Source organism: Thiomonas sp. DCM-2, from assembly GCF_056820905.1.
This window is the reverse complement of record NZ_CM165962.1, coordinates 3,113,579-3,124,457: the sequence shown is the minus strand read 5'-3', so window position 1 is coordinate 3,124,457 and position 10,879 is coordinate 3,113,579. Positions and strand designations below refer to the sequence as shown.

The window sequence follows — 10,879 nt, the reverse complement described above, 5'->3', positions numbered from 1 at the left end:
CGCTGCCATGAAACGGCGCAGATTGCTGGTCGTCACGGATTCCAGCGCGTCGGCGTCAAACTCTCACTCAAGCCAGTGCAGCCCCAGCAGGGCTGGAATATGCTGCGCCATCTTTTGCAGTGGTCAGGTCGAGTCGATGGAGTTGCCGCAGTTTTCCCGTTTTTATCGCCGCCATGCCGGTCGGTTCGACGATGTGCTGGCGTTGTGGCCGCAGGGCATCCCGGGCCGCGCCGCGCTCGACGCCGCCACTGCCGCGCTGCAGCAGTCGGGTGCGGCGCTGCCCACCGCGCTGCGCCGGGTGCGCAACGCGCTGATGCTGCGGCTGATCGAGGCCGATCTGGCCGGGGCGCCGCTCGAGGCCATCTGCATCGGCATCAGCGATCTGGCCGAAAGCGTGGTGGCCGCCGGGCTGCGCGCGGCGCATGCCGAGTTGCAACCGCGCTTTGGCGTGCCGCGCACTGCGGGGGGCGAGGTGGCTCAGTTCCTCGTGGTCGGCATGGGCAAGCTGGGCGGGCGCGAGCTCAATGTGTCGTCCGACATCGATCTGGTGTTCGTGTATGACGACGACGGCGAGACCGACGGCCCGGTCTCCCTGAGCAACCGCGAGTATTTCGGCCGCGTGGTGCGCGCCTTCGTGCCGCTGCTGTCCGATGTCACGGCAGACGGCTTCGTGTTTCGCGTGGATACCCGCCTGCGGCCCAATGGCGACAGTGGCCCGCCGGTGGTCAGCCTGGCCATGCTCGAGGAATACTTTCTGGTGCAGGGGCGCGAATGGGAGCGGTTTGCCTGGCTGAAGTCGCGCGTGGTCTCGCCACTGGACACCCCGGCTGCCGCACGCGCGGCGCAGGCGCTCGAAGGCGTGGTGGAACCGTTTGTCTGGCGGCGCTATCTCGACTTCGGCATGCTCGAGGCGCTGCGCGCGCTGCACCGGCAGATTCGCGCAGAGGCGACCAAACGCGCCGCCGCACGGCCCGACAAAGCCAACGATGTCAAGCTCGGCCGCGGCGGCATCCGCGAAATTGAATTCACCGTGCAACTGCTGCAGGTGGTGCGCGGCGGGCGCATGCCGCAGATCCGCGAGCGCGCCACCCTGCCCGCGCTTGCGCTGCTGGTGCGAAACGGCCTGCTGCAGGCCGAATCCGCCGAGCGGCTGGCCGCCAGCTACCGCTTCCTGCGGCGGCTGGAGCATCGCATCCAGTATCTCGACGATGCACAGACCCACAGCATGCCGTCCGAGGACGCCGATCTGCAGGCACTGGCCTGGGCCATGGGCTTCGTTGACGATGCCGCCGGGCAGCGCACCGGCTGTCCCCGGGGATGCAAGCTGCTGCGCGAACTCGACAATGTGCGCGAATTCGTCGCCAGCGAGTTCGACGCCCTGCTGCACAACGGCCCGCAGTGCACCGGCTGCAGCAAGCCGCCGGAGACCATGGACGCGGTGCGCCACCGCCTGGCCAAGGCCGGGCTGGCGCACGACACCATTGTCGCGCGGCTCAAGGCGCTCGAAGCCTCGCCGCGCTATGGTGCGTTGAGCGAAACCGGGCGGTTGCGGCTGCTGCGCGTGCTCGACCGTGTGATCGGCATGGCCGCCGAGCGTCCCACTGCCGAGGTGTGCCTGAGCCGCATCATCGACCTGCTCGAGGCCATCGGTCGGCGCGAAACCTATCTGGCGTTTTTCGCCGAGCAGCCGGCCGCGCTGGCACGACTGTGCAACGTGCTCGAAACCTCGGCCTGGGCGGCGGACTACATCAAGCGCCATCCCGCCGTGGTCGACGAGCTCATCAGCCCGGCGAGCGAGCGCTTCAATGCCGCAGCCTATCGCCTGGAACTGCTGCGGCATTACGCGCAGCTGAGCGAGCGCGGGCGCTGGGACGCGGGCGAGGGCATGGACCTGCTGCGGCAGAGTTTCCATGCCGAGATGTTCCGCACCCTGTCGCGCGATCTGGCCGGGCTGATCAAGGTCGAGCAGGTGGCCGATGAGCTCTCCGCGCTGGCCGACGCCACGGTGCAGCTCGCGCTGGAGTGGTGCTGGAAGGAACTGCCGCAGCGCCACCGCGAGCAGCCCGCGTTCGCGGTCATCGCCTACGGCAAGCTCGGCGGCAAGGAGCTGGGCTACGGCAGCGACCTCGACATCGTCTTTCTCCACGACGACCCGGCAGACAACGCGCAGGACATCTACGCCACCTTCGCCCGCAAGCTGGTGTGGTGGCTCACCGCGCATACGGCGGCCGGTCGGCTGTTCGAGATCGATACCCGGCTGCGGCCCAACGGCAACGCCGGGCTGCTGGTGACAAGCCTGGACGCGTTCGACGCCTACCAGCGCGGTCGCGGCAGCAATACCGCGTGGACCTGGGAGCACCAGGCGCTGACCCGCGCCCGCTGCTGCGCCGGCGATCTGGCCATTGGCGCGCGCTTCGAGGCCATCCGCACTGCGGTGCTCACCACCCGGCGCGACCGCGACGCGCTGCGCAGCGAAATTCTGGCGATGCGGCAGAAGGTGGCCGACGGCCATCCCAACCGCAGCGGGCTGTTCGATGTCAAGCACGACCCAGGCGGCATGGTCGATGTCGAATTTGCCGTGCAGTATCTGGTGCTGGCGCATGCCGCCGACTATCCCCAGCTCACCGCCGACCTGGGCAATATCGCGCTGATCGGCATGGCCGAGGCGCTGGGCCTGTTGCCCGCGGGAGTGGGGCGGCCCGCAGCAGACGCCTACCGCGAACTGCGCCGCATCCAGCACCGCGAACGTCTGGCCGGGGCCGAGGCGGCGCGCGTGGCGGCAGACAGCCTGCAGCCCGAACGCGCCGCAGTGCGGGCGCTCACCCGCGCCGTGTTTGGCGAGCTGGGCGTGGAGCAAGCGCCGCAAGCGCAGGCGCTGGGCAGCTGATCCATCCGCGTGCGCTGCGCGCCCCGGGCCATCGGGCGCCAGTCGCGGACCTCCCCTTGTCGCCACGAATCAGACGCTGCGGCAGCAAGCCGCACCGCGTCGAGCCGCACGGCGCTGGATGGGAAATCGAAAATGATTCAGTCATTCTGAACTCGAAAACAGAATTTATCAATTTTGCTGATCTAGCGCGGCAGATAGCATGCACGTTGCCCTTGTCCAGTTGCCTTGGTGAGCGGCACCGGAGCTGCAGGGTGGTGTGTTTGCGCCCTGTGGTGTCTCTTTCGCAGACTTCCACTCAGTGAGCCCCAAGCCCGATGAACTGGATCGATCTAGCCGTCCTGGCCTTGCCCCTGCTGCCTTTGCTGTCGGCCACGTTCGTGCCCATGTTCTGCGCAGGCCACAGGCGCCGCGCGGCACGGTGGAGCATCGCGTTCATCGTCATCACCCTGATGGCGGCGGCCGTGCTGCTGGCCCATCACCTGCGTCAGGGGCTGGACGCGCCAGCGGTGTTCGTCGGCATCGGCCAGATGGGGCTGCTGCTCGATCCGTTGAGCATGGCCATGGCGGTGCTGGTGGCCAGCATCAGCCTCATCGTTCACGTCTATTCGTTCCATTACATGGCCGAGGAGCCCGGCTATGTGCGCTTTTATGCGCTGCTCGACCTGATGACGGCCGCCATCCTGCTGATGATCAGCGCAGGCGATCTTGTCACCCTGCTGGTGGCGTGGTTCGCAGTCGGTCAGTTGCTTTACTTCCTGCTGGGGCACAACACCGAACGGCCCGCTGCAGGGCGCTACGCCTTCTGGACCTACATCACCTATCGCCTGGGTGACCTGGCGCTGGTGGGGGCCGCGCTGTTGCTCGTGCAGGGATATGGCGCGTGGGACTTGCCCACGTTGTTCGAGCGCATTGGCGCCAATCCGCATGTGGCGCTGGGCGGTGTGGCGGTGGTGCCGCTCGCAGCCTTGCTGGCAGCGCTGGCGGCGTTTGCGCGCTCGGCGCAGTTTCCGCTGCACACCTGGCTGCCCTACACCATGGATGGCCCGACGCCGGTGTCCGCATTGATGCACGCGGGGATCGTCAATGCCGGTGGGTTTCTGTTCAACCGTCTGGCTCCGGTGTTCATTCATGCGCCGGATGTGCTGCATCTGGCCTTTGTCGTGGGCCTGATCACGGCCTTGCTCGGCTCGGCGCTGATGCTCACGCAAAACGACATCAAGAAGTCGCTGGGCTATTCGACCATGGGGCAGATGGGCTTCATGATCATGGAGTGCGGGCTGGGCGCGTTTTCGCTGGCGGTCTATCACTTGATCGCCCACGGGCTGTTCAAGGCCACGCTCTTCCTCAGCTCGGGCAATGTGATTGGTGACACCCGCAAGGACGACAGCGTTCCGCCCGACGACATCTACACCTTCGTCGCCGAGCGCCGCCCGACGCGCACGGTCAAGGTGCCCTGGCTGCTGGCCGCGCTGATCACCGTGCTGGTGCCTGCGGTGGTGCTCGGGCTGTCACACTGGCTGGTGGCGGCCAATTTCTTCAACAAGCAGGGCGCGGTGATCCTGCTGTTCTTCGGCTGGGTGACCGGCGCACAGGTGTTCTTCTCCATCCACAAGCTGCCGAGCGAAAACCCCTGGCGGTCGCTCACGCTGATCTTCCTGTCCTTCCTCATCGTGGTGGTGGGCTACACCCTGATCGCACACGGCTTCGAAGCCTTCCTCTACCCGAACCCGGTGCTGCGTGACGCGGGCTATGCCGCGGCGGGCATCAATCTGCTGGCGTTCGACATCCTGGTCGTGTTCCTCACCGTGGTGCTGGTGGGGGCGTGGCTGGTGACGTTCTATGCGCACTCTCTCAATCTGGAGGGGCGTCCAGGCAGTCTGTGGAATGCGGCCTATCTCAATCTCTACACCCTGTTTTCGCGCGAGTTCTATCTCTCGGACGTGTATGTCCAGACCGCGCGCGGCGCGGTGAACTGGGCCAAGCGCATCAACGTCTGGCTGCGCTGGGTCTGACCGCAGGACGCATCATGATCGAACTCCTCATCGCCCTGTTGCTTTTGCCGTTGTTTCCCCTGAGCCTGCTGGTCAACGCCGCCCTCCAGGTCCTGCCGGTGTGGCTGCGCATTCCCATGTTGCTGGCGCTGCCGGTGATTGGCGCCGTGGCGCTGGGCATGACACCCGCGCCGGGCGGACCACTGGCGCTCGGGCTGAGCGTTCTCGCTGGCTTCACTGCGCTGCTGTATGCCTGGCGGCTGCTCGCGGTGCGCGAAGTCTTCATCTGGGCGCGCTTGCAGGCCACATCGGCCTGGCCGCTGGTCTGGATGGCCTGGCTGCATGGCATGTCCCCCGACAAGCTCGTGGCCGTGGCGCTGGCCGTGACGGTGCCCGCAGCCGTGCTCATGCTCATGGCCTGCGCCCTGCACCGACGTCTGGGTGCGGCGTATGTGGGGCTGGTCGGACGCATGGGGCCGGCCTACCCCAGGCTGACCGGCGCCTGGGTGGTGGCCTTGCTGGCGGCGCTTGCGGCACCGCCGTTTCCGGGCTTCTTCGCCCTGCTGGCGGTGATGCATCAAATTTCTGCAGGGCTGGTGGTGGTCGTTCTGGCGGTGTGGCTGCTGTGGAGCTGGGCTGCGGCGGTGCTGTGGCAGCATGGCCTGTTCGGGCCGGAGTTTCCGCGTGCCACTGGAACGGCCGACCTGTCCCTGACGGGTTCCACGGCCTGGCTCATGCTCGCTGCGGCTGGGGTGGTGTTCGGTCTGATCGGAGGGTGGGCATGGTGGATGCACTGAACCTGGGCCGGCGTCTGCGGGTCCGCTCGACCGCCTATGTGGCCGCTGAGCCCGTGCCGTTTTTCTGGCCGATGCGGACCTTCATTCACCACAATCCGCTGTACGGTCTGGAGCACATGCCGTTCGAGCAGGCCGTGCAGCGCGCGAAGGGCTTGTTTCACGCGCGGATGTTCTTGCCGCGCAGCAACTATCAGCACTGGCAGCGTGAAGGCAAGGTCAGTGAGGTTGCGCTCGAGCAGGAGCTGGCAAGGCGCGGCCAGTCCCTGCCTGCCCTCGCAGGGATCGACTGGCCAAGGTGGTTGCGGGCGGTCATGCAGTCCGGCTCGGACCAGGACCCGGTCGATGCGCAGGCGCGCCCCGCCGACGTGCACGCCGTGCTGCGCTCTGCCGCCTTGCCCGAAAGCGCCAGCGATGCGCACGCATGGCTGGAGCCCTTGCAGCAGCGCCTGCGCAGGCACACCATGCCCGAGGCAGTGGACGCGCTTTGGGGCACGCAGATCGCGGGCGAGCTCGATGAGCTGGTCATCAAGAGCTGCCTGGACTTTTTCGACGAGGATCAGTCGTCCTGGCGCATGCCGGGGCGCGAACGCGGCCTGTTCGCGGCCTGGAGCGAGATCGCCCGCCGCAACGCCCGGATGTTCCTGCGCGGGCTCAACGTGCGCCGCATCCTGGACGCCGTCCAGGACGCCGAAGGCGCGGTGGTGCACGTCATGGGCGCGTTGGGAATCGAGCCGGATGACTGGTCGGGCTATTTCACCCGCGAGCTCACCCGTCTGCACGGCTGGACCGGCTTCATCCGCTGGCGTTCCTCGGCCAAGCATTACTACTGGGCGCAGCGCTATCCGGCCGACATCGTCGACCTGCTGGCGATTCGCCTGGTCGTGGGCCTGGCGCTGGTGCAGGAGAGTGCGCGCCAGCATGGCACCCCCGCCACTCGCAGCCAGCTCGACACCCTGCTGCGCGAACGCACGGCCGAATGTGTGCTGCGTCTGGCGCTGCACAGCGGCGAGGTGCTGCCGGCCTGGGCGCACCGCATCGATGATGCACTGGCCCGGGGCAACTGCGCGCGCTGCGAAGCCTTGCTGCAGGACTACGCGCCGCAGGCCCGGCTGGCACGGGCGCAGGCGCAGGCCGTGGCGCTGCGCGAGCTGGCGCAAGCGGCTGGCGCCTCCGCCGCACTGGAGCAACTGGACGCCGAGGGCATGGCGCAACTCCTGCAGGGGCTGCAAGCCTTTGCCGATCAGGAAGGCATGGTGTGGACATTGGCCATGGAGGCACAGTCCATCGACCACCTGCTGGCCAATATTCAAGTGCCGCAGGATCTGCCGGCGGGCAAGCGGCCATTTGCCCAGGCCATGTTCTGCATCGACGTGCGCTCCGAGCCCATTCGCCGCCACCTCGAGCGCGTGGGCGACTACCAGACCTTCGGCATCGCCGGGTTCTTCGGCGTGCCCGTCGGCTTTCTCGGCTACGGCAAGGGCAGCGAAGAGCATTTCTGCCCGGCAGTGGTCACGCCGAAAAACCTGGTGCTGGAACTGCCGGCCGCGCTCGACCCCAGCGACGAGGACTTTGTCAGCACCCTGGGCCACGTGCTGCACGACCTCAAGAGCTCGGTGCTGTCGCCGTACGTGACGGTGGAAGCCGTGGGCATGCTGTTCGGGCTGGATCTGTTCGGCAAGACCCTGGCGCCGCTGGGCTACAGCCGCTGGCGCAGCCGCATCGACGCGCCCAAGCCGGTCACGCGCCTGCTGCTCGACAAGCTCACCCGCGAGCAGGCCGACTCGATCATCCGTACCTTGCAACGCGCGATGATCGTCAAGGCGCTGCGCGCCGAACTGCGCATCGAACGCGAGCGCGTGGACGATGCGCTGGTCCGCGAGCTGCGCGAGACCGCGCTGCGCCACCGAGACGGCCCGACCCGGCTGCAGGCGGATTTCGGCGTCAACGCCAAGCAGGAAGCCGAGTTCATCGACACCCTGCGCGAGGTGTACCGCGTCGATCCCGACTACACCAATTACCAGCTCGTGCGTCTGGGGCGCATCGGCTACTCGCTCGACGAGCAGATCAATTACGTCCACACGGCCTTGACCATGATCGGCCTGACCCAGACGTTTTCGCGTTTTGTGCTGATCGTCGGTCACAACGGACAGACCGAAAACAACCCCTACGAATCTGCGCTGGATTGCGGCGCCTGCGGCGGCGGCTCGGGGCTGGTGAATGCGCGCGTGCTGTCACAGATGGCCAACAAGACATCGGTGCGCGAAGGGCTGCGCGAGAAGGGAATTTCCATCCCCGAAGACACCTGGTTCCTGCCCGCATTGCACACCACCACCACCGATGCGCTCGATCTGCTCGATCTCGACCTGCTGCCGCCGCGCCTGCTGGTTTACCTGGAGCGCCTGCGCAATGGCCTGCGTGCAGCGTCACGGCTGGCCGCCGCCGAGCGCATGCCCAAACTGCTGGCAGAGGGTCGGCCGATGACGCCCGCCGAGGCCTACCGCATGTCGCATCGCCTGGCCGTGGATTGGGCACAGCCGCGGCCGGAGTGGGGGCTGTCGAAAAACGTGTACGGCATCATCGGCCGACGCAGCATGTCGCAGGCCGCCGATCTGGAAGGTCGTCCCTTCCTGCTGTCCTACGACTGGCGCTGCGACCCCAAGGGACGGCTGCTGGAAAACCTGCTGGCCGCGCCCGTGGTGGTGGGCGAGTGGATCAACCTCGAGCACTTCTTTTCCACCGTGGACAATGCCCACATGGGCAGCGGCAGCAAGGTCTATCACAATGTGGCCGGGCGTTTTGGCGTGATGACCGGCAATCTCGGCGATCTGCGCACCGGGCTGCCGTTGCAGACCGTGATGCGGGATGGCAGGCCATATCACGAGCCCATGCGCCTGATCGCGCTCATCGAGGCGCCGCTGGACTTCGCCGCGCGGGCGCTGGAAGGTGTGGTCAAGGTCAAGAGTCTGGTGCTGGGCGGGTGGATTCGCGCCATCGTCATCGACCCGACCCAGGGCTACAAACCCTATGTCTACAACAATGGGCAGTGGGAAGAGCGCGTGCCGCTCGTTCCGCTGCCGCACGAGGAACTCGCCACATGAACGCCATCAAGCTGCATCCGCTGAAGAAGCTGGAAATCATTCTGGAAGGTGTGCACAAAGAATTCGCCACCGACCTGCTCGATCATGCCGGAGTCAAGGGCTACACCATCATCAACAACATCTCGGGCAAGGGAAGCCACGGCTTCTATGAAGGCCATCTGATGTTCAATGAGGACGATGCGCTGCTGATGATCATCGTCGCAGTGCCCGAGGAGCTTGTTGGCCCCTTGCTGGAGGGTTTTCAGGCGTTTTTCGAGGTGCACTCCGGCGTGGTGTTCGTCTCCGACATCCAGGTCGGGCGGCTGGTCAAGTTCCGCGATTGATGGGGCATCCGGCGCGCAAAATCGTTCAGACAATCTGAATGAATGTGTTGCCGATATAAATTGATTCTTATGTGAGCTGGCAAGTATCCTACGGTTTCTTTTCGGGCATCGGTGGGTTGTTCCAGAGGGCTGGAGCCCGCGCAGAGGCTGAAAAGGCAGGGCACGCAAGGTCGCAGCCGACAGGCCGCACAGGGCGTTGCATGCAAGCTGAGGCAGATTTCGGGTGGCCGCCCTTGTGAAACGGTCAAACATTGAATTTTTTGTTGCGTTTTATCGCTAAGGAGTGATCGATATGGCAGTCAAGACCTATCAGGCCGGCGTCAAGGAGTACCGGCAAACCTACTGGATGCCGGAGTACACGCCTCTGGACACCGATCTATTGGCCTGCTTCAAGATCACCCCGCAAGCGGGCGTGGATCGCGAAGAAGCCGCCGCCGCCGTGGCCGCCGAGTCCTCGACCGGAACCTGGACGACCGTCTGGACCGACCTGCTGACGGACATGGACTACTACAAGGGCCGCGCCTATCGCATCGAAGACGTGCCCGGCGACGATACCTGCTTCTACGCCTTCATCGCCTACCCCATCGACCTGTTCGAAGAGGGCTCGGTGGTCAACGTGTTCACTTCGCTGGTGGGCAACGTGTTCGGCTTCAAGGCCATCCGCGCCCTGCGCCTCGAAGACATCCGCTTCCCGATCGCCTACGTCAAGACCTGCAACGGCCCGCCCAACGGCATTCAGGTCGAGCGCGACGTCATGAACAAGTATGGCCGTCCGCTGCTGGGCTGCACCATCAAGCCCAAGCTGGGTCTGTCGGGCAAGAACTACGGCCGCGCCGTGTACGAATGCCTGCGCGGCGGTCTGGACTTCACCAAGGACGACGAGAACATCAACTCCCAGCCGTTCATGCGCTGGAAGCAGCGTTTCGACTTCGTGCAGGAAGCCACGCTGAAGGCCGAAGCCGAAACCGGCGAGCGCAAGGGCCACTACCTGAACGTCACCGCGCCGACCCCCGACGAGATGTTCAAGCGTGCCGAGTACGCCAAGGAAATCGGCGCGCCCATCATCATGCACGACTACATCACCGGCGGCTTCTGCGCCAACACCGGTCTCGCCCAATGGTGTCGTGACAACGGCATGCTGCTGCACATCCACCGCGCCATGCACGCCGTGCTCGACCGCAACCCGCACCACGGCATCCACTTCCGCGTGCTGACCAAGATCCTGCGTCTGTCGGGTGGTGACCACCTGCACACCGGCACCGTGGTCGGCAAGCTCGAGGGCGACCGCGCCTCCACGCTGGGCTGGATCGACCTGCTGCGTGAATCGTATGTGCCGGAAGACCGCAGCCGCGGCCTGTTCTTCGACCAGGACTGGGGCTCCATGCCCGGCGCCTTCGCCGTGGCTTCCGGTGGCATTCATGTCTGGCACATGCCCGCGCTGGTCACCATCTTCGGTGACGACTCCGTGCTGCAGTTCGGCGGCGGCACCCTGGGTCACCCCTGGGGCAACGCGGCCGGCGCTGCGGCCAACCGCGTCGCGCTCGAAGCCTGCGTGCAGGCCCGCAACGAAGGCCGTCAGGTCGAGAAGGAAGGCCGCGAGATTCTCACTGCAGCCGCCCAGCACTCGCCCGAACTCAAGATCGCCATGGAAACCTGGAAAGAGATCAAGTTCGAGTTCGATACCGTCGACAAGCTGGACGTCGCCAACAAGTGATCGCGCCCGTCGCGGCAGCCGTCCGGTACGGCTGCCGCGCCACCTGACACCGTTTGCCTCAAAAGGAAT

General features: G+C 65.9%; 6 protein-coding genes. All 6 read left to right on the top strand.

Annotation, left to right across the window (positions count from 1 at the left end):
* Positions 1-136 precede the first annotated feature (136 nt).
* The 6 genes from glnE (at position 137) to AC1ZQA_RS15165 (ending at position 10,810) form a co-directional block, all read left to right on the top strand.
* A complete protein-coding gene (gene glnE, locus AC1ZQA_RS15190) occupies positions 137-2,887 on the top strand; it encodes a bifunctional [glutamate--ammonia ligase]-adenylyl-L-tyrosine phosphorylase/[glutamate--ammonia-ligase] adenylyltransferase (RefSeq protein WP_482677675.1) in 2,751 nt (916 codons plus the stop codon).
* 314 nt (positions 2,888-3,201) lie between these two features.
* Positions 3,202-4,899, top strand: coding sequence for a proton-conducting transporter transmembrane domain-containing protein (locus AC1ZQA_RS15185; RefSeq protein ID WP_482677674.1), 1,698 nt, complete (start codon positions 3,202-3,204; stop codon positions 4,897-4,899).
* A 14-nt stretch (positions 4,900-4,913) separates the two neighbouring features.
* Positions 4,914-5,675 (top strand): hypothetical protein, encoded by a 762-nt coding sequence (locus tag AC1ZQA_RS15180; RefSeq protein WP_482677673.1) that lies wholly within the window; start codon positions 4,914-4,916, stop codon positions 5,673-5,675.
* Complete coding sequence (locus AC1ZQA_RS15175) at positions 5,660-8,773, top strand: DUF2309 domain-containing protein (protein ID WP_482677672.1); 3,114 nt, start codon at positions 5,660-5,662, stop codon at positions 8,771-8,773. The genes AC1ZQA_RS15180 and AC1ZQA_RS15175 overlap by 16 nt, the downstream gene beginning before the upstream one ends.
* Positions 8,770-9,096, top strand: a complete 327-nt coding sequence (locus tag AC1ZQA_RS15170) for a P-II family nitrogen regulator (protein ID WP_482677671.1) — start codon at positions 8,770-8,772, stop codon at positions 9,094-9,096. Before AC1ZQA_RS15175 ends, AC1ZQA_RS15170 begins: the two co-directional genes overlap by 4 nt.
* A gap of 292 nt (positions 9,097-9,388) precedes the next feature.
* Complete coding sequence (locus AC1ZQA_RS15165; protein ID WP_482677670.1) at positions 9,389-10,810, top strand: form I ribulose bisphosphate carboxylase large subunit; 1,422 nt, start codon at positions 9,389-9,391, stop codon at positions 10,808-10,810.
* Positions 10,811-10,879: the final 69 nt, after the last annotated feature.

Excerpts from the sequence above, each read along its gene's own strand:
- glnE (WP_482677675.1), top strand. The coding sequence starts at position 137 with ATGGAGTTGCCGCAGTTTTCCCGTTTTTATCGCCGCCATGCCGGTCGG.
- AC1ZQA_RS15185 (WP_482677674.1), top strand. The coding sequence starts at position 3,202 with ATGAACTGGATCGATCTAGCCGTCCTGGCCTTGCCCCTGCTGCCTTTG.
- AC1ZQA_RS15180 (WP_482677673.1), top strand. The coding sequence starts at position 4,914 with ATGATCGAACTCCTCATCGCCCTGTTGCTTTTGCCGTTGTTTCCCCTG.
- AC1ZQA_RS15175 (WP_482677672.1), top strand. The coding sequence starts at position 5,660 with ATGGTGGATGCACTGAACCTGGGCCGGCGTCTGCGGGTCCGCTCGACC.
- AC1ZQA_RS15170 (WP_482677671.1), top strand. The coding sequence starts at position 8,770 with ATGAACGCCATCAAGCTGCATCCGCTGAAGAAGCTGGAAATCATTCTG.
- AC1ZQA_RS15165 (WP_482677670.1), top strand. The coding sequence starts at position 9,389 with ATGGCAGTCAAGACCTATCAGGCCGGCGTCAAGGAGTACCGGCAAACC.